14 protein-coding genes are annotated in these 19,536 nt (G+C 71.1%); 6 read left to right on the top strand and 8 right to left on the bottom strand.

Annotated features, from left to right (window positions below; translation table 11 throughout):
• Positions 1–137: 137 nt before the first annotated feature.
• Positions 138–1,958, bottom strand: coding sequence for a phosphoenolpyruvate carboxykinase (GTP) (locus F1615_RS03380; protein ID WP_149547353.1), 1,821 nt, complete (start codon positions 1,956–1,958; stop codon positions 138–140).
• Between the two features lie 326 nt (positions 1,959–2,284).
• On the opposite strand from F1615_RS03380, the gene trhA reads away from it, so the two are divergent.
• From trhA to F1615_RS03365, 3 genes are all read left to right on the top strand, one after another.
• Positions 2,285–2,989 (top strand): PAQR family membrane homeostasis protein TrhA, encoded by a 705-nt coding sequence (trhA, locus tag F1615_RS03375; RefSeq protein ID WP_149547352.1) that lies wholly within the window; start codon positions 2,285–2,287, stop codon positions 2,987–2,989.
• A gap of 214 nt (positions 2,990–3,203) precedes the next feature.
• On the top strand, positions 3,204–3,866 hold the full coding sequence (locus F1615_RS03370) for a TetR family transcriptional regulator (protein WP_167533650.1): 663 nt from the start codon (positions 3,204–3,206) through the stop codon (positions 3,864–3,866).
• 13 nt (positions 3,867–3,879) lie between these two features.
• Positions 3,880–4,611, top strand: a complete 732-nt coding sequence (locus F1615_RS03365) for a Mut7-C RNAse domain-containing protein (protein ID WP_149547350.1) — start codon at positions 3,880–3,882, stop codon at positions 4,609–4,611.
• Positions 4,612–4,757: 146 nt separating this feature from the next.
• On the opposite strand, the gene F1615_RS03360 is transcribed toward F1615_RS03365, so the two are convergent.
• The 5 genes from F1615_RS03360 to F1615_RS03340 form a co-directional block, all read right to left on the bottom strand.
• Entirely contained in the window at positions 4,758–7,181 is a 2,424-nt protein-coding gene (locus F1615_RS03360; RefSeq protein WP_149547349.1) for a galactose oxidase-like domain-containing protein, read from the bottom strand.
• A complete protein-coding gene (locus F1615_RS03355) occupies positions 7,178–8,359 on the bottom strand; it encodes a glycosyltransferase (protein ID WP_149547348.1) in 1,182 nt (393 codons plus the stop codon). Before F1615_RS03355 ends, F1615_RS03360 begins: the two co-directional genes overlap by 4 nt.
• Positions 8,356–10,002: an ArnT family glycosyltransferase gene (locus F1615_RS03350; RefSeq protein WP_149547347.1), complete on the bottom strand. Its 1,647-nt coding sequence runs from the start codon at positions 10,000–10,002 to the stop codon at positions 8,356–8,358. Before F1615_RS03350 ends, F1615_RS03355 begins: the two co-directional genes overlap by 4 nt.
• The gene (locus tag F1615_RS03345) at positions 9,999–11,303 is read right to left on the bottom strand and encodes a glycosyltransferase (protein WP_149547346.1); all 1,305 of its coding nucleotides are present in this window, start codon (positions 11,301–11,303) and stop codon (positions 9,999–10,001) included. The genes F1615_RS03350 and F1615_RS03345 overlap by 4 nt, the downstream gene beginning before the upstream one ends.
• A gap of 238 nt (positions 11,304–11,541) precedes the next feature.
• Positions 11,542–13,575 (bottom strand): thioredoxin domain-containing protein, encoded by a 2,034-nt coding sequence (locus F1615_RS03340; RefSeq protein WP_149547345.1) that lies wholly within the window; start codon positions 13,573–13,575, stop codon positions 11,542–11,544.
• Between the two features lie 149 nt (positions 13,576–13,724).
• Here F1615_RS03340 and F1615_RS03335 point away from each other — a divergent pair, with 149 nt between their 5' ends.
• Positions 13,725–16,925 (top strand): tetratricopeptide repeat protein, encoded by a 3,201-nt coding sequence (locus F1615_RS03335; protein WP_149547344.1) that lies wholly within the window; start codon positions 13,725–13,727, stop codon positions 16,923–16,925.
• A 228-nt stretch (positions 16,926–17,153) separates the two neighbouring features.
• Here F1615_RS03335 and F1615_RS03330 read toward each other — a convergent pair whose 3' ends face one another.
• Positions 17,154–17,402, bottom strand: a complete 249-nt coding sequence (locus tag F1615_RS03330) for a hypothetical protein (RefSeq protein WP_167533649.1) — start codon at positions 17,400–17,402, stop codon at positions 17,154–17,156.
• The gene (gene mca / locus F1615_RS03325; protein ID WP_149547342.1) at positions 17,395–18,276 is read right to left on the bottom strand and encodes a mycothiol conjugate amidase Mca; all 882 of its coding nucleotides are present in this window, start codon (positions 18,274–18,276) and stop codon (positions 17,395–17,397) included. The genes F1615_RS03330 and mca overlap by 8 nt, the downstream gene beginning before the upstream one ends.
• A 148-nt stretch (positions 18,277–18,424) precedes the next feature.
• Between mca and F1615_RS03320 the strand changes: the two genes are divergently transcribed.
• Positions 18,425–18,823, top strand: a complete 399-nt coding sequence (locus F1615_RS03320; RefSeq protein ID WP_149547341.1) for a DUF4307 domain-containing protein — start codon at positions 18,425–18,427, stop codon at positions 18,821–18,823.
• A 169-nt stretch (positions 18,824–18,992) separates the two neighbouring features.
• A complete protein-coding gene (gene greA / locus F1615_RS03315) occupies positions 18,993–19,490 on the top strand; it encodes a transcription elongation factor GreA (protein ID WP_037932683.1) in 498 nt (165 codons plus the stop codon).
• The last annotated feature ends 46 nt before the right edge of the window (positions 19,491–19,536 follow it).

Here is a 19,536-nt window from a genome sequence, read left to right as displayed (position 1 = left end):
GGAGGGGACGACGGCAGGCCCAGGAGCCCGCACGCCGTTGTGCGGGCCTCGCCGGTGTGTTCCGCGGCCGGCCGGATCGTGACGATCGCTGGTCAGGGCATCCTCATCCCGACCGGCCGCGGGGTCCGAGCGGGCGGTCAGCCCAGGCGCTTCACCAGCGCGTGGTACTGGTCCCACAGCTCCTTGGGCGTGTGGTCGCCGAAGGTGTTCAGGTGGTCGGGGACCAGGGCGGCCTCCTCGCGCCACACGTCCTTGTCGACGGTGAGCAGGAAGTCCAGGTCGGCGTCGGAGAGGTCCAGGCCGTCGGTGTCCAGGGCGGCCTTGGCCGGGAGGATGCCGATCGGGGTCTCGACGCCCTCCGCCTTGCCCTCCAGGCGCTCCACGATCCACTTCAGGACGCGGGAGTTCTCGCCGAAGCCGGGCCAGACGAACGCGCCCTCGTCGTTCTTGCGGAACCAGTTGACGTAGTAGATCTTCGGCAGCTTGGACTGGTCCTTGTCCTTGGCCACGTCGATCCAGTGCGCCATGTAGTCGCCCATGTTGTAGCCGCAGAACGGCAGCATGGCGAAGGGGTCGCGGCGCAGCTCGCCGACCTTGCCCTCGGCGGCGGCGGTCTTCTCACTGGCCACGTTGGCGCCGAGGAAGACGCCGTGGTTCCAGTCGAAGGACTCCGTCACCAGCGGTACGGCGCTGGCACGGCGTCCGCCGAAGAGGATGGCGGAGATCGGCACGCCCTTGGGGTCCTCCCACTCCGGCGCGATGATCGGGCACTGCGCGGCGGGGGTGGTGAAGCGGGCGTTGGGGTGGGCGGCAGGGGTGCCGGACTCGGGGGTCCAGTCGTTGCCCTTCCAGTCCGTGAGGTGGGCCGGGGTCTCCTCGGTCATGCCCTCCCACCAGACGTCGCCGTCGTCGGTGAGGGCGACGTTGGTGAAGACGGAATTGCCCCACAGGGTCTTCATGGCGTTGGCGTTGGTGTGCTCGCCGGTGCCGGGCGCGACGCCGAAGAAGCCGGCCTCGGGGTTGATGGCGTAGAGGCGGCCGTCCTCGCCGAAGCGCATCCAGGCGATGTCGTCGCCGATCGTCTCGACCGTCCAGCCGGAGATCGTGGGCTCCAGCATGGCGAGGTTGGTCTTGCCGCAGGCGGACGGGAAGGCGGCGGCGACGTACTTGCTCTCGCCCTGCGGGGGCGTGAGCTTGAGGATGAGCATGTGCTCGGCCAGCCAGCCCTCGTCGCGGGCCATGACGGAGGCGATGCGCAGGGCGTAGCACTTCTTGCCGAGCAGGGCGTTGCCGCCGTAGCCGGAGCCGTAGGACCAGATCTCGCGGTCCTCGGGGAAGTGGGAGATGTACTTGGTCTGGTTGCAGGGCCAGGGGACGTCCTCCTGGCCGGGCTCCAGCGGGGCGCCGACCGAGTGGACGGCCTTGACGAAGAAGCCGTCGGAGCCGAGCTCGTCCAGGACCGGCCGGCCCATCCGGGTCATGGTGCGCATGGAGACGGCGACGTACGCGGAGTCGGTGATCTCGACGCCGATGGCGGACAGCGGCGAGCCGACCGGGCCCATGCAGAAGGGCACGACGTACATGGTGCGGCCCCTCATCGAGCCGCGGAAGACGCCCTTCTCGCCCTGGAAGATGTCCCGCATCTCGGCGGGGGCCTTCCAGTGGTTGGTCGGGCCGGCGTCCTCCTCCTTCTCGGAGCAGATGAAGGTCCGGTCCTCGACGCGGGCGACGTCGGTGGGGTCGGAGGCCGCGTAGTAGGAGTTCGGGCGCTTGATCGGGTCGAGCTTCTTGAAGGTGCCCTTGGCGACGAGCTCCTCGCACAGGCGCTCGTACTCGGCCTCTGAGCCGTCGCACCAGACCACGTTGTCCGGCTGCGTCAGGTCTGCGATGTCGTTGACCCAGGAGATCAGTCCCTGGTGGGTGGTGGGGACGCCGGGTACCGCGATGTCGCGCGCCACGTTTGCTCCTAAATGAGGGGTTTTTTGTTGGAGGCCCCGTGGGGGCTGCGACCCGGATGCTTCAAGCTGTGATCTTTGGCGCTCATCCGGTGTCGACCGCACTCATTTGATCATCCGACGCGAGCGCCCATCTGTCCAGAGGGCCGCACAGGTGAGCAACGTGACGCTGACCACGGTCTTTCCCGCGGCTTTACGCGCACGTTGAGTAGAACTGACGATTTCTTTGCGTGACACTTCCGCGCGGTGGCGTGAGATGATGGCCACTCCGGAAGGTCAATTCGTCACCACGACGCGTAACTTACGGCTCCGTAGGTACGATGCGAGACATGACTGCGTTCGCCCCCGACGCCTCCGCGAACCCGCCGGCCGACGGCCCCGGACCGGTGGCGACCTCCCTGCCGCATCCCGTCAAGCCCAAGCTCCGCGGCTGGCTGCACCTCGGCATGTTCCCCGCCGCCCTGGTCGCCGGACTGGTGCTCACCGCCTTCGCCGACTCGGCCCGGGGGCGCCTCGCCTGCGGGGTCTACGCCTTCACGGCCTGCCTGCTGTTCGGCGTGAGCGCGCTGTACCACCGGGGCAACTGGAGCCCCCGCATGGACAGGGTGCTGCGCCGCCTCGACCACGCCAACATCTTCCTGATCATCGCGGGCACCTACACCCCGCTGACCATCCTGCTGCTGCCCCGCTCCACGGGGCAGTGGCTGCTGTGGGGCATCTGGGCGGCGGCCGCCGCCGGCATAGCCTTCCGGGTCTTCTGGGTCGGCGCGCCGCGCTGGCTCTACACGCCCTGCTACATCGCGATGGGCTGGGCGGCCGTCTTCTTCCTCCCGGACTTCATGCGCACCGGCGGCGTCGCCGTGCTGGTCCTGGTGGTCGTCGGCGGCCTGCTCTACAGCGCGGGCGGGATCATCTACGGCATCAAGAAGCCCAACCCGTCCCCGCGCTGGTTCGGCTTCCACGAGGTCTTCCACTCGTTCACCCTGGCCGCCTTCATCGCCCACTACGTGGGGATCTCCCTGGTGGCCTACTAGCACGCCCGAGAGGCGTCCAGCGCACCACCGGCCGCGGCTTCGGCGCCGCGGCCTTTTTCATGCCCGCACAATCTTGACAGTGGGCAGCTTTCGAAAGTCACTTTTATTTCATGGCCACTGTCACGATGCGGAACGCCGCGCACGCCGACCCCGCCGCTGGTGGGCCCCGGGACGCCGATCGGGACATGGCCGCCCCGGAGGCCGATGCACGACAATGACCGTCATGACGGCCGCACGATCCCCCCTCACCCCCGCCGATCCGCCGCGCCCCGGTCTCCGCGAACGGAAGAAGATCAAGACCCGCGAGGCGATCCGCACGGCGACCTACTCGCTGATCGAGGAGCAGGGGTACGAGGCCACGACGGTCGAGCAGATCGCCGAGAGGGCCGAGGTGTCGCCGTCGACCGTCTTCCGGTACTTCCCGGCCAAGGAGGACATCGTCCTCACGGACGAGTACGACCAGCCGCTGCTCGCGGAGCTCACCGCACGACCCGCCGACGAACCCTGGCTGGACTCGGTCCGGTACGTGATGCGCAGGGCCATCGGCCTCGCGATGGCCGAACAGCCGGACGTCACGCTGCTGCGGGCCCGGCTGATGCTGGAGGTGCCCGCGGTGCGCTCACGGATGACGGAGAGCCTGTCGGAGACCGGACGGCTGCTCGCGGAGGCGATCGCCGTCCGCACCGGCCTCGACGCGGACGGCCTGGAGGTGCGGGTGCACACCATGTCCCTGATGGGCGGCCTGCTGGAGGTGTCGAAGTACTGGGCCGAGCGCGGCCACAGGGACGACGTCGCCGATCTCGTCGACCAGGCCCTCGACGTCTTCGAGCACGGCCTGCCCACCGCGAAATCCCGGGGCGGCGGGCCCCGGACATGACATCCTTGGCCGGGTGAACGGTCCCGAGATCCACGTCGAGTTCGATCCCGAGCTGCTGGTCTTCGTACCCCAGGCGCGGCCCACGGGCGCCACGAAGACCACCACCGACGGCGTCTCCAGCCTCGGCCACGTCGTCGAGTCCCTCGGCGTCCCCCAGACCGAGGTGGGCACGCTGCTCGTGGACGGCCGCGAGGTGCCGGCCGGCCACGTCCCGGCCGCGGGCGAGTCGGTGACCGTGCGGGCCGTCGCGCATCCGCAGCGGGTGCCGGGCGCGCCGCTGCGGTTCCTGCTCGACGTGCACCTCGGCACGCTGGCGCGCCGGCTGCGGCTGCTGGGCGTGGACACGGCGTACGAGTCGACCGACATCGGTGATCCGGCACTGGCCGCCCGGTCGGCGGCGGAGCAGCGGGTGATGCTCAGCCGGGACCGGGGGCTGCTGCGGCGGCGGGAGCTGTGGGCGGGGGCGTTCGTCTACAGCACGCGGCCGGAGGTGCAACTGACGTACGTGCTGGACCGGTTCGATCCCGAGCTGCGCCCGTGGACCCGGTGCACCGCCTGCAACGGGCTGCTGCGCCGGGCCACCAAGGACGAGGTCGCCGACCAGTTGCGGGGTGGCACGCACCGCAACTACGACGTGTTCGCGCAGTGTTCCGACTGCGGGCGCGCGTACTGGAAGGGGGCGCATCATGAGCAACTGGTCGCCATTGTGGAGCGGGCGGTTGCTTCGCGCTCCTCGCGGGGGTGAGGGGTCGCTCCGCCGGGAAGCGCCGTGGGGGGTGAGCGCCGTGGGGGGGGTGAGCGCAGTGGGGAACTGCGGGCCGTTGTGGCTGGTCGCGCCCACGCGGCGGAGCCGCACATCGTTACGGCCCCGCCGCCCCTTCGGGGGCGCCCTCAGCGCACCCTCAGATCCTTCTTGCCGCAGGCGATGCCGTCGCGGTTTCTGTCCAGCTTCAGCGGGTCGTCCTTGCCGTTGACCTTCAGGCGGCCGTAGTCGTGGTCCTTCAGCCACGTGCAGCGGGCGAGCGTGGTCGGCTTCACGTCCGCCGGGAAGGCCGTCGGTACGCAGACGTTGGCGGAGCCGTAGTGGCGGTCGCAGCCCGAGACGGTCGGGGCGACCGGCTGTGACGCGCGCTTCCTGCCCGGCTCGGTCACCTTGCCCGCCGGGGCGTCCGCGAAGTCGTGGACGTGGGCGGAGGCGTCCTGGGCGGTGAGGGCCGCCGGGCCCCGGAGGTGCACCCACTTCGCCACCGAGGGAACCCCGTTGGCATCGACCGCGAAGAGCATGTACCAGCCGGGCGGGGCCAGGTTGGGGTTGCTCGTCACGTTCAGGTCGACGGTGTTGCCGTCGACGGACAGCGGCAGGTCCACGAACCGCTGGTTCGGGTCCGAGGAGTGGGTCACGGCGGCCGGGCGGATCAGCTCCGCCTTGGCGATGGGCCGGTCGACGGTGATCCGCTGGGTGTCGCCGTAGTTCCACTCGGTGTCGATGACCGAGGTGATCGCCGGCCGCTCCCCCTTGAAGAGGTAGGGCGGGCTGTAGACCGACACGTTGTGGTTCCAGGAGCCGTTGCCCGGGTTGTCGCCGGTGGTCATCACGCGGCCGTCGGGCAGCAGGAACGCCGAGGAGTGGTAGCCGCGCGCCTCCGGGTCGACCGCCACCGGGTCGAAGGTCTCCGAGGCCGGGTCGAAGACCGACGTCTCGAACACCGGGTTGGCTCGGTTGTGCAGCGCGCCGCCGGTCTCCAGCACCTTGCCGTCGGGCAGCAGGACGGCGGAGAGGTACATCTTGCCCTGGTCGCCGGTCTGCGGCACCGGGCCGTTGCCGTGGTCGACGGTGCCCTGCGGGATCGGCGGGCCGGCGACGTAGGACGGGTTCGGCTGCTTGAGGTCGATGATGTCGGTGAGCCGGTTCGCGTCCGGGTTGGAGTCGATGTTGCCGCCGCCGAGGGTGAGGACCTTCTGGTCCTGCGCCGGGGGCAGCAGCACGCTCGCCGACTGGTCCCGCTCGTCCTTGCTCTGCAGGCCCGGGACCTGGGTGATGGTGTTGGCGTCGTAGTCGTAGATCGCGGAGCCGGTGCCCGGGATGTTGTTGCCGAAGACGTGGCTGCCGGAGTAGAAGAGGCGGCCGTCCTGCATCAGGATCATCGACGGGTACAGACCCCAGTACGACCAGGTCTGGTTGACCTTCCAGGTGGGCAGCCACCGCTGTTCGGCGTCCGACCACCGCTCGGCGGTGACCGAGCCGGTGGAGTCCTCGCGCAGACCGCCGAAGCTGATCACGTCGCCGTTGCCGAGGATCGTCGCCGACGGGTACCAGTGGCCGTCGTTCATGTCGTTGGTCTTCGTGTACGACTCGGTCTCCGGGTCGAAGACGTACGAGTCCTTGTAGCCCTGGTAGCCGATGGTGCCGTCGGCGGACGGGTAGCCCTTGTTGCCGCTCATGATCAGGACCCGGCCGTCCTCGAGCTGGACGTGCCCGGCGCAGAACATGTCGTCCGGGGTCGGGATGACCTTGTAGGTGCCGCTCGAAGGGTCGTAGACGGCGCTGGTGAAGGTGCCCGCCTCGAACAGCTCCGGGTCGTTGCCGGAGCCGGCGATCAGCAGCACCTTGCCGCCCGGCAGGACCACGGAGTGCATGGAGCGGACGGGGTTCTGCGCGGGCAGGACCTCCCAGCTGCCGTCGGCGCACTCCTGGGCGGTGCCCGTGCAGCCGGGTTCCGGGACCGGCTCGGCGACCTGTTCCATCGTGTAGTCGTCGGTGGTGGCGGAGCCGGTGCCGTAGACGGACACGCCCCAGGAGATGCGGTCGGTGCCGGCGGGGACCTCGGGGGTGCGGACGGTGGCCTCGGTCCAGGCCGCCTGCATGTCGAGGGTCTTGAGGTCGGTCCAGTACTGCCAGCCGGCCGTGGTGTCGTGCCGGAACAGGGTGACGGCCGCGTCCGGGGTGGTCGTCCTGTACCAGAGCCCGAGGTCGTACTGCCTGCCCGGCGTCACCACGGGCGCGCAGTCGGCGGACTCGGTGATCAGGGCCTTGCGGTCGCCGTCGACGCGGCGGGTCAGTTCCACCTTCATCGCCTTGTCGCCGGTGTGCGCGTCGGCGGTGGTGGTGAAGGTGAAGTCGTTGTCGCCCCAGCCGGACTTCTCCCAGCAGTACGGCATGTCGCCGGTGCCGGCGGTCTCGAAGCCCGGGTTCTTGATGAGGTTGGCCGCCGAGGCGGGTTGCGGGGCGGTCAGGAGGAGGCCGGTGGTGAGGGCACCGACGGCCAGCAGGGCCGTGGTGCGTCTGGACGCCGGCGGTTTTCCGGGTGTTCTCATGCGGTGCTCCTTGCCGTACGGCTCCTGCTCGGGAGGTACACCAGCGCTTCGGTCCCCACGAAGCGCAGGACGAAGGTGATCACGAGCGCCAGCGCGGTGGCGGGCAGTGCCGCCATGCCGAACTGGCCGACCAGCAGCGCGATCAGCGGCAGGCGCAGCACCAGGTCGGCGTTGGCGAGCAGCGCGAACCGCGCGGTGCGGTCGGCCCAGTGCCGGTGCCGCCGCCGCTCGCGGAACAGCAGTTTCTCGATCAGCAGGAAGTTCCAGGCCACGCCGAACTGGTTGGCGACGATCTCGGCGGGCAGATAGTGCAGCCCGGCCTCGGTCAGCGCCCACAGCGCGGCCAGGTTGGGTACGAAGCCGGTGAGCCCGATCAGTCCGAAGACGACCATACGGGCGAGGGGGGACCGCGTGCGCAGCCCGGCGAGGTGCCGCAGGAAGCGCATTCCCTCCTTCGCGGTCGACTTGGACTCGCCGGCGAAGCGCTCCTGGAAGACGAACGGCACCTCGGTGACCGTGCGGGGGCGGCTGCGGACGGCGAGTTCGAGGAGGATCTTGTACCCGAGGGGCTGGAGGACGTCGGCGGTGACGGCGCCGCGGCGGATGGCGAAGAAGCCGCTCATGGGGTCGCTGATGCCGTGCAGCCGGCGCGGGAAGAGAGACTTGGTCAGCCAGGTCGCCCCGCGCGAGACGGCCACCCGGTAGCTGCCGGCGAGCCCGGCCCGGCTGCCGCCCTTGATGTACCGGGACGCGACGACGAGCCCGGCGTTCGCCCGCTCCCCCGTCGCCACCAGCTCCGGGACCAGGGACGGCGGATGCTGGCAGTCGCCGTCCATGACGACGACCCAGTCGGACGAGGCGGCCCTGATGCCCTCGACGACCGCGCCGCCGAGCCCGCCGACGGCTTCCTCGCGGTGCAGGACGGTGACCGGGAAGGGGCAGTCCTGGGCCGCCTCCCGGATGACGTCGGGGGTGTCGTCGGTGGAATCGTCCACGAAGACGACCTCGCAGGGCAGCCGGGCGGGCACCGACTCGGTGATCTGGTGCAGCAACTGCCGCACGTTGGCGGACTCGTTGAAGGTGGGCACGACGATGGTGACGGCGCCGGGCTCCGGCACCTCCACCGGGTCGAGCGCGGGATCGCCCAACTCGCCGGGGACAATGGACTCCTGGCTCATCGGGTGCCTCCGGCGGTCTCGACCTGGCGGATCTCGATACGGTCCTCACCGGTGCCGAACACGGCGACCGGCTTCGAGTGCTCGATGGCCTGCCTGACGTTGGGCAGGTCCTTCGCGTCGCGCCGTACCGTCGGTGAGGCGACCACGTAGTCGATGTCCCGCCAGCCGTTCGGCATGGTGTCGGTCACCGCGGGGTCGAGGTCGGCCTTGTAGAACCAGATGACGCCGAGGCCGGGCCGGTACCCGGCGTGCACCAGGTCCAGCCACATGGCGTCGTCGACCAGCACCCGGGTGCCCGCCGGGTCTGCCACCTCGGTGGCCATCCACGTCGAGGCCGCCTCGTAGGGGGCGTTGGCCTCGGTGGTGACGGCGGTGCGGGCGCCGTCGTACCAGCGGGGCACGACGTAGGCGGTGGCGGCGAGGGCGAGGACACCGGCGAGGGTGTACCGGGCCCAGGTCAGCGGCCGTGACTCGGTCGCGGAGCGCCGTCGGCGCAGCACGGCGTGGGCGACGCTGGCCGTGCCGCCGGCCAGGACGAGGGCGAGGAAGGGCAGCGCCTGGATGATGTACATGGCGGGCAGGTAGCCGTCCGGGCGCAGGGCCAGCGCGGCCAGGATCGCGACGGTGAGGGCCGGGCCGGCCAGTGCGCGGGCGGTGACCGACCAACGCCAGGTGGCGATCAGCAGCAGGGCGCCCGCGAGGCCGCCGAGGGGCAGGATGCGGTCGTAGTACAGCCAGGACTGGAGCACGCCCCAGGAGCCGGAGCCCTCGTCGAGGACGAAGCCGGAGCCCGGCCGGGTCATCTGGTACGCGACGCCGTCCCACAGGGAGACGTGTCCGCTGCCCGGGAACAGCTCGCCCTTGAGCAGGGCGAACAGCGGGTAGGAGAACCCGATCAGCGCGCAGGCCGTGACGGCGCCGGTCAGCGCGAACTTGCGGGTGTCCTTGTGGCTGTGGCGCCAGGCGGTGACGAACAGGGCGGGCAGGACGACCAGCATCGTCTCCTTGGTGAGGACGCCGACGGCGGCGGCGATGCCCGCGCCGAAGTGGTGCCACAGGTGGCGGCTCGGGGAGGCGGCGAGGGTGAAGGCGAGCAGCGTCCACATCACCGCGAGGTTGTCGAGGAAGATCTCGCGCTGCAGGACGACGGACAACGGGGAGAGCCCGAAGATCACCATGCCGAGCCCGGCCGCCCAGCGGGGCAGGGCGAGGCGGCGCCCGAGGACGTAGACCAGGACCGCGCTGATGCCGCTGATCAGCAGCATCACGCCGCGCATGGTGCCGACGGTCATCGACTCGGGGCTGATCATCGCCGGTATCCAGGTCAGGACGGCGAGCTGGATCCAGCCGAGCGGCGGGTGGTCGTACCAGTAGGTGTAGTGGGCGAGGCCCCGGCCCTCCTGGACGGCCCAGGCCTGGGCGAGGTAGGTGCCCTCGTCGTCGCTGAGGGTCGGGTAGTCGGCGATGTTCCAGCCCTGGACGACGAGGATCGCGACCAGGAGGCCACCGCAGAGGAGGAGGTCGGAACGGGAGGAGCGGAGCCGGCTCGGTGGCGGCGTCCGGCCCGCCGGACCGGTGGTGGGCACGGGTCGGCGCTGCGCGGGGACCTTCGGGCCGGTCACCGCGGGAAGGGTGGAGGTCACGCGGGAACGTCCTCTCGGGTCGCGGCGTCACGGGTCACGGCGGAGGCGTCCCGAGACGCCGCGGGCGCGTCGATGTGCGCGCCGACGTGCGTGGTCAGCTCCCAGTCGTTGCGGCCGCGCTGCTCGCGCCACACCGCGCGGAGCGCGGCACCGGCCAGGAGCACCTGGTAGAAGGGGCCGCCCACGACGAGCTTGAGGTAGTGGACGAACCGGACGCGCAGCCCGTACTGCTTGCCGAAGTCGTGCAGCCCGACCACCTCGAAGACGAAGGTGACGAGGGCGGTGACGGCCGGCAGGAAGGTGATGAAGGCGATGGAGACGGGCACGTCGAGGAAGAGCGCGACCGCCACGTTCAGCGGGATGATCAGGCCGGTGAACGCCTGGAGGAAGGGAGTCATCAGCGTGTAGCGGGCGAGCATCCGCTGCCCGAACGCGGGCAGTTGCTTCCAGTCCTTCTTCCGGTACACCTGCAGGAAGCCCTGGTTCCAGCGGGTGCGCTGTTTCAGCAGCGACATCAGCGAGCCCGGGGTCTCCTCGCGGGTCACCATGTCGGAGTCGTAGGCGACGACGACCTTCTTGCCGACGCTGGAGAGCCGGACGCCCAGATCGCAGTCCTCGGCGAGGCAGTCGGGGTCCCAGCCGTCCGCTTCCCGCAGCACGTCGGTGCGGACGAAGACCGTGTTGCCGCCGAGCGGAATGAACCCTTTCTGCGCGTGCAGGTGGAGCCGCGAGCGGAACCAGAAGAAGTACTCCAGGCAGTTGCGCAGGCTGTACCAGCTGGAGTGGAAGTTGATCAGCTGCACCCCGCCCTGGACCACGTCGGCTCCGGTGGAGCGGAAGGCGTGGTCGACGTGGGCGAGGAGTTCCGGGTGGACCTGGTCCTCGGCGTCGAAGACCCCGACGACGTCGCCGCGGCAGTGCGGCAGCGCCGTGTTCATGGCCTTCGGTTTGTTCTTCTTCTCGTGGGTGTCGACGACCACCCGGACCCGTGGGTCCCGGCCGGCCGCCGCCTCGGCCACGGCGGTGGTCTCGGGATCGTCGTGGCCGACGATCACGATGATCTCGAAGTCGGTGTGGCTCGACTCGAGCAGCCGCTGGATGGTGTGGTCGAGCACCGCCTGTTCGTGGCGGGCCGGCAGCAACAGCGAGAACGACCGATGCTCGCCGCCGTCCGGGCTGCTGAACCGGGTGGAGGCCAGCACCTCGGGCGTACGCCAGGCGTGCATCTGCCACCACAAAGTGAACGCGGCCATCCAGAACAAGGCCAGCGAAACGACAGCAATGAAGACAGACGTGAGCAAACAGATCCCCCCAGATCCCGAAACCCCCGCGACGTGACGGCGCGTCACTCGAATGGCGCCCCATCCGTCACGTCACCGTGCAGAGATTAAGGGGGAATTGTGAAACGTGGGGGCACTTCCGATAAAGACCCTGTTGCGGAACGGTGCGGCGCCGCAACGGAGTTGACCGGAATCAGACGGGCTTCGACCGGATCCTCATGCTTCCGCGCAGCCCAACGCGCCTGGTGCAGCCGTCTGTTCAGCCGCCCAGTGCCGCGCGCAACCGGTCGGGATCGGTCGTCGGTGCGTCGCACGTGAAGTTACGGCAGACATAGGCGGCCGGTTCACCGCCGACGAGGGGACGGTCGGCGAGCAGCGGGAACTCGTCACTCCCCTCGGTCCCGACGGCGACCACCGCGCCGGGGGCGGCGCCCCGGAGCGCCGTACGGTGCAGGGCCGCGGTCGCCGGGTCGCCGGGCGCCGGGCCGACCACCGCGATCTCCCGCGGGCCGTCCAGCACCGCCTCGGCGACCGCGAGCCCCCACCCGATGAACCGCGGCACCCGCGGACCGAGCGCCTTCACCACCCCCAACGCCCGTTCGGCCGCGAGACGATGGGGCTCGGAGCCGGTGTGCGCGGCATAGCTCAGCAGCGCGCCCGCCGCCGCCGTCCAGCCGGACGGCGCGGCGTTGTCGGTCGGGTCCTGTGGGCGCCGGATCAGCCGTTCCGCGTCCGACGCCGTGTCGTACAGCGCACCCGACGCGTCGTCGGTGAAACGCGCCAGGATGTGGTCGACCAGCAGCCCGGCGAACTCCAGCCACACCCCCTCCCCGGTCACCGACGCGAGCGCCAGGAAGCCCTCGGCGACATCGGCGTAGTCCTCCAGCACCCCCGCGTTGGCACCGACGTGCCCGTCCTTGCTGGTACGGGCGATACGGGCCTGCTCGTCGAGGTGCAGCCGCACCAGCAGGTCCCCGGCGGCGACGGCCGCCTCCGTCAGGTCGGGCCGGTCGAAGTAGGCCCCGGTCTCGGCGAGCGCCGCGATCGCCAGACCGTTCCAGGCGGCGACCACCTTGTCGTCCCGGCCGGGGGCGGGCCGCGCGGAGCGCGCCGCGAGCAGCCGCTCCCTGATGCCGCCGATCCGCCCCGCGTCGAACACCTCGTCCCGCTGCGGAAGCTGCAGCACCGAGGCGCCCTCCTCGAAGGTGCCCTCCTCGGTCACCCCGAAGTACCGCGCGGCCAGTTCCGCGTCCTCCTCACCGAGGACCTCGCGCAGCTGCGCGGTCGTCCACACGTAGTAGGCACCCTCCACGTGCTTCCCGGTACCGTCGTCGCTGTCCGCGTCCAGCGCCGACGCGAACCCGCCCTCCGGTGTGCGCAGCTCCCGGACCATGAAGTCGGCGGTCTCCAGCGCCACCCGGCGCGCGAGTTCCGACCCCGTGGACCGCCACAGGTGCGCGTAGACGCGGCACAGCAGCGCGTTGTCGTACAGCATCTTCTCGAAGTGCGGCACCACCCAGTCCCGGTCCACGGAGTACCGCGCGAAGCCCCCGCCGAGCTGGTCGTAGATCCCGCCGCGCGCCATCCGCTCGCACGTGTCCCGCGCCATCTGCAGCGCGCCCTCGGCGCCGGTGCGGGCGTGGTGCCGCAGCAGGAACTCGATCACCATGGACGGCGGGAACTTCGGCGCCCCGCCGAACCCGCCGCGCTGCGGGTCGTACTCGCGGGTCAGCCCGAGCAGCGCCTGTGCGAGCTCCTGCTCACCGGGCACCCGGTCGTCGCCGTAGGACAGCTCCCGGTCGGCCAGGTCCCGGGTGATCTTCCCGGCGACCTCGCCGACCTCGTCCCGCCGCTCGTCCCACGCCTGGTGCACGCCCTGGAGCACCTGCCGGAACGACGGCATGCCGTGCCGGGGCGCGGGCGGGAAGTACGTACCGAAGTAGAACGGCTCGGCGTCCGGCGTGAGGAACACGGTCATGGGCCACCCGCCGTGCCCGGTCGCCGCCTGCACCGCCTCCATGTAGACGGCGTCGACGTCGGGCCGCTCCTCGCGGTCGACCTTGACGCTGACGAAGTGCGCGTTCATGACGTCGGCGGTGTCCCGGTCCTCGAAGGACTCGTGCGCCATCACATGGCACCAGTGGCAGCTGGAGTAGCCGACGCTCAGCAGCACCGGCACCTGACGCCGTCGTGCCTCGTCGAAGGCCTCCCGGGACCACGGCCACCAGTCGACCGGGTTGTCGGCGTGCTGGAGCAGGTACGGGGACGTCTCGTGGGCCAGTCGGTTCGGCATGGTGTCCATCCTGCCGCAGTACCCGCCCCGGAGCCCGGCAGCACACAGCCGGGCGATCCGGCCCTCTCCCCACGGCGGCCCCCGCACGACACACTTGTGACCAGGGAACGCGGCCGGAACCGGCCGACGCCGCCGGAGGGGGACATCACATGCGGGACAGTCACCGGGCTGATGCCGAGCGGCTGTTGGCGCGGGCCGTGGAGGAGGAGGTGCGCCGGTCGGGCGGACGCACGGACGGGAAGGTGCTGCTCGCACGGGCCCGCGGGGCACTGGACGCGATGGCGGAGACGGCGGCCGAGGAGTACGGGGCGTACACGCGTGCCCTGGACGAGGCGGAGGCCGGCCGGCTCACCTTCCGCCAGCGCTACGCCCGCGAGGGCGCCGGGACACCGCTGCTGGTGGCCGGGGTGGCGGGGCTCGCGGCCGTGGCCGCCGACATGGCGCTCGGCACGGGCACCGGGACGGCGCTGGGCGCGGGCGTGACCGTCGGCGTCGTCGGCGCGGCGGCGACCGTGGTGAAGGTGGCCGGCGTCCATGTGCCCGCCGCCCATCACCGGGCCGGCACGGTGAGCCAGCCGGGCGGGCCGGAACAGCTGCGGCTGCAGTGGCTGACGGCACTGGAGGTGCGCGGGATCCGCCCGTTCCTGGACCAGCAGCGGGTGCTGGCCGCGTCCACGGGGCCGAAGAAGGCGGGACCGCGGCTGCGCGGCACGGACAAGAGCGCGGCGGCCCGCGGACGCAGCGTGCTGGAGCAGTCCTTCGGGCAACTCCCCGAACCGCTGGGCCCGTTCGCCGGCCGACGGCAGGAAATGGCGCGGATCAGGCAGTGGGTGCAGGCGGCCCGCGCCAGTACCGAGACCCAGCCGACGGTGGTGGTGCTGCACGGGGCGTCCGGCAGCGGCCGCACGACGCTCGCGGTGCGCGCCGCGCACGAGCTGAAGGACCACTTCCGCGGCGCCTGCGTCGTCGACCTGCGCGGCGACAGCCCGGGTGAGTCCCCGCTGTCCACCCGGGACGCGCTGCTGCATCTGCTGAACCGGCTCGGCGCCCCGCGCGAACAACTGCTGTTCCGTGAGCGGTCGTCCCCGGACCAGCAGGTCAGACGACTGGGCGAGCTGTACCACCAGCACCTGACCGGGATGCCCGTCACGGTCGTGCTGGACGACGCCTCCGATCCGCAGCAGGTCCGCACGCTGATCCCGGAGCGTTCCGACAGCCTGGTCCTGGTCACCTCCCGGGCACCCCTCGGGCTGCCCGACGACCTGCCGGCCCGGGTCCACCAGCTGCCGGTGGAGCCCCTGGACGCCGCCGGTGCGGAGGAGCTGCTCACCGCCGCCGCGCAGGACTCCTCGGGGCCGTACGACGCCGAGTCCGCCGAGCGGGTGCGGGAGCTGTGCGGGGGCCTGCCCCTGGCGCTGCGGGTCGCCGGGGCGGCCCTGGGTCCGCGTTCGCCGCTCGCGCTCGCCACCGACCTGGGCGCCTACGGGCCCGTCGAGCCGGTCGAGCGCGCCCTGTGGCTGCGCTACACCGACCAGCCCGAGACCCTGCGCCGGCTGCTGCGCCGGCTGGCACTGGCCGGCCGGGCCTCCCTGGGTGCCGCCGCTGTGGCGGCGCTCCTCGCCACCGACGAGGCCGAGGCGACCCGGCACCTGGCCGCGCTGGACCGCGCCGGGCTGATCGACCGCGTACGGCACAGCCGCTACCGGCTGCACGACCTCGTCCGCGCGTTCGCGCTGGCCCGGCTCCTCGACGAGGAGGACCCGGCCGAGCGCACGGCCGCGCAGGAACGGCTGATCGTGAACTACGCCGAGCTCGCGGACTCGGTGCTGCGGCTGGTCGACGGCAACATGTCGACCCGCTCGGACCGCTTCGGCCCGTACGGCTTCACCTCGCTGGACGAGGCACTGCGCTGGCTGGACGACGAGTCGAGCTTCATCACGGCGGCGCTGCGGCACGCGGAGGGCGTGGACCGGGGAGCGGTGCTGAACCTGCTCGGCGCGCTGTGCGACTACTGCCTGCTGCGCGGCGACCTCTACCGCCTCGGCGAGATCAACGAGCTGGCGCAGGCCGTGGACGAGGGGCTGCTGGTGCGCTCCGTGCAGTGGCGCACCGGCATCGCGGCGCGGCAGCTCGGCGAGCTGGACACGGCGCGGGCCACACTGACGTCGGTGGTGGACCTGTACCGGGAGGCGCAGCACGACGCGGGCGCGGCGCGGGCGCTGACCTCGCTCGGCATCACGCTGCACCACCAGGGCAACCTGACGGAGGCGTCGGCGAGGCTGCGGGAGTCGCTGGATCTGCAGTCCGCGCCCGAGCTGGCCACGGACCGCGCCTGGACGATGCACGCGCTGGCGGCGGTGGAACGGGACCGCGCCCGGCTGGCCGAGGCCCTGGACCTGCTCACCGAGTCGCTGGTGCTGCACCGCGCGGGCGAGTCCCTGCACGGGCAGGCGTGGGCGCACTTCCAGCTGGGGCAGCTGAACCTGCGGATGGGTGACGTGCCGCGCGCGGAGAGCGAACTGCGCACGGCCCTTGACCTGTACGGCCGTACGCGCGACGCCCGTGGTGAGGCGTGGGCGCTGACGGAGCTGGCGCGGGCCCGGCTGGTGGACGGTGACGCCTCGCCGGCGGTGGAGGACCTGCGCCGGGCCGCCGCCCGGCACCGTGACAACGAGGACGCGCGGGGTGAGGCCTGGACGCTGTACTACCTGGGCCAGGCCCTGGAGGAGACCGGTGACCTGGACCGCGCGGTACGCGAGCTGGAACGGGCCCGCACGATGTTCTCCCGGATGCGCGACGTCTACGGACTGGCCTGCGCCCGGCACCACTCGGCTCGGGTGACCCGGGACCAGCGGGCGGCCCGGACGGGGTCGCTGCGCAACTCCGGCTTCGCCCGCCAGCTGCTGGTGGACGCCCGCGCCGACTTCCAGCGGATCGGGGTGGCGCACGGCGAGGCGTGGACCTGCCTGGAGCTGGCGGTCGTCGACGCGGGCAACGCGCGCACGCAGCAGGCCCTCGCCCTGTGCGACGAGGCGGTGACCCTGTTCGGGTCGTACGGCGACCGGCGCGGCGAGGACTGGGCCCGCTTCCTGCGCTGCACGCTGCTGCCGTACGCGGCGCCGGGCGGCACGGAGGTCGGTACGGCGGTGGCCCAGGAGGAGCTGTCCCGGCTGGGCCGGGCCACCCACCCCGCCCGCGACGGCAAGCTGACCGACTGCGTGGAGGCCTACCAGCTCCTCCTGGAACGGGGCGTCACCCTGGAGTCCGGCTGGCAGGCCTGGCACCTCGGCATGGTCCCCAGCCGCAACGCCCGAGAGATCATGGGAGTAACGGTGCCGTCAAAGCCGTAACGGCGAGCAGCCGCGTGTCACCGCGGCTGCGGGCAGTCGTGCCTCCCCCGGTGCCTTGAAGGCCTGGGAGGTGCCCCCAGGGCGGCACGGGTGGGCGATGGGGGTACCTCCCGCTCGAGCGAAGCCGAGAGTGGGGGAGGCACCCCGCGGGCGCCGGGCTGCGCCACCACCCCCCGGCCCACACCAGCGCCGGGTGCCCAGCTCACACCGCCCAGCAGCGCTCAGCGGTCAGGCGGACTTCTTACCCCCGTCGGCCACGACGCTCCCCGTCTCGCCCCCGGTCTCCTCGGACTCCACGAAGTTCACCCGCCCCATGTGCCGGTTCATCGACTTCATCAGGCCCCACACCGCCAGAGCCATCACCGCGAACACGATGAACCCGAGGACGCCGGGAGTCACCTTGTCCTCGTCGAGCTCCTTGGCCAGGGGCACCAGGTGGGTCATTGCCAGGCTTGCGCTTGCGCTCATGTCAGGCATTGTCCCGGATGCCCGCGAAGAGGTCGTCCTCGGGGAGGGAGGTATCGACGAGCGACTTCGCGAGCTCGTACTCCTCCGTCGGCCAGACCTTCTTCTGGAGGTCCATCGGCACCCGGAACCACCCCCCGTCCGGATCGATCTGCGTGGCGTGCGCGATCAGCGCCTTGTCGCGGATCTCGAAGAAGTCGGCGCACGGCACGTGCGTGGTGAGCGTGCGCTCCTTGCGCTCGAACTCGCTCCAGCGCTTGAGCCAGTCCCCGTACGGCGACTCCAGGCCCCGGTCCAGCATGGCCTGGTGCAGCGCCTCGGTGCGGGGGCGGTTGAAGCCCTGGTTGTAGTACACCTTCAGCGGCTGGTACGCCGGACCGAACTCGTCCTCCGGGTACTTCCCGGCGTCCGCCGCACCCTCGAACGCCACCATCGTGATCTTGTGGGTCATGATGTGGTCGGGGTGCGGGTACCCGCCGTTCTCGTCGTACGTGGTGATCACCTGGGGACGGAACGCGCGGATCTTGCGCACCAGCTCACCGGCCGCCTTGTCGACGTCCTCCAGGGCGAAGCAGCCCTCCGGCAGCGGCGGCAGCGGGTCGCCCTCGGGCAGGCCGGAGTCGACGAAGCCGAGCCACTCCTGCTTCACGCCGAGGATCTCGCGGGCCTCGTCCATCTCCTTCTTGCGTACCTCGTGGATGTTCTCCTCGATGTACGCGTCGCCCTGCAGTTTCGGGTTGAGGATGGAGCCGCGCTCCCCGCCCGTGCAGGTCACCACCAGCACGTCCACCCCCTCGGACACGTACTTCGCCATGGTGGCCGCGCCCTTGCTCGACTCGTCGTCGGGGTGGGCGTGGACGGCCATCAGTCGCAGCTGGTCAGTCAAGACTCAATCCTCAAGTCGTTAGGCGCCCTGTGTGCGGCGGCGCAGTCGCAGGCTTCTATAGTGACCGAATCGGGGGACGAAAAATTCCGGAGTTCCGCTCCGGAAACCGCCACGGGGACGCGGGTCCCTTCCTGCCGAGGAGACGATCATGAGTACGTCGAGCACGCGGCTGCCCGAGGGCCGTTACGGCCGCTCCTCGGACCAGCGTGCCGACCGCACCCTCAAGGTCGTCGGCGCCGTGCTGTCGGTGCTGCTGCTCGGGCTGATCGGCTGGTTCGGCTACCACTACGTGGCGCAGAACGAGATCAGCGCCGAGGTGATCGGCTTCGACATCTCCGACGACGCGGTGAAGGTGCACCTCGAGGTGCACAAGGACGCGGGCGTCGCCGGGTACTGCACGGTGCGCTCCCAGGCCGAGGACGGCGCCGAGGTGGGCCGCGCCGATTTCCGCTTCGACAAGGACGCCACGCGCATCGACGAGGTCGTCACCCTGCGCACGACCTCCCCGGGCACCACCGCCGAGCTGGTCGGCTGCCACGCGGGATGATGTGGCGGGGAATACCCGGCCACTGACCTGCGCTGACATGAGTCTGGTGGCTTATGTCCTCCCCCTGCGGGCACTGAATTGTTAGGCTCGTGGTTTCGCCCGTCCCTGGAGGACCATCCTTCTGGGTAGGGCGATGCTTTGTATTTCCCAGTACCTACGAGGAGCACCTGTGACCCAGACCAGCGAGTCCGTCACCTGGCTGACCCAGGAGGCGTACAACAAGCTCAAGGACGAGCTTGAGTACCTTACTGGTCCCGCGCGCACGGAGATCGCCGCCAAGATCGCCGCCGCGCGTGAGGAGGGCGACCTGCGGGAGAACGGCGGGTACCACGCGGCCAAGGAGGAGCAGGGCAAGCAGGAGCTCCGTGTGCGCCAGCTCACCCAGCTCCTCGAGAACGCCAAGGTCGGCGAGGCCCCGGCGGCCGACGGCGCCGTGGCGCCCGGCATGGTCGTGACGATCGCCTTCGACGGCGACGAGGACGACACGCTGACGTTCCTGCTCGCCTCGCGTGAGTACGCGAGCGCCGACGTCGAGACCTACTCGCCGCAGTCCCCGCTCGGCTCCGGCGTGATGGGCCACAAGGTCGGCGACGACGCGGAGTACGAGCTGCCCAACGGCAAGAAGGCCTCCGTGAAGATCCTCAAGGCCGAGCCGTACAACGGCTGACCCGCTCCCCGCGATGTCCCGACGAAACCCCCGGCACCCTGTGCGG

Source organism: Streptomyces marokkonensis (genome assembly GCF_008312835.1).
GTDB classification, from domain to species: Bacteria; Actinomycetota; Actinomycetes; order Streptomycetales; family Streptomycetaceae; genus Streptomyces; species Streptomyces marokkonensis_A.
This window is presented reverse-complemented; position numbering and strand designations above follow the sequence as displayed.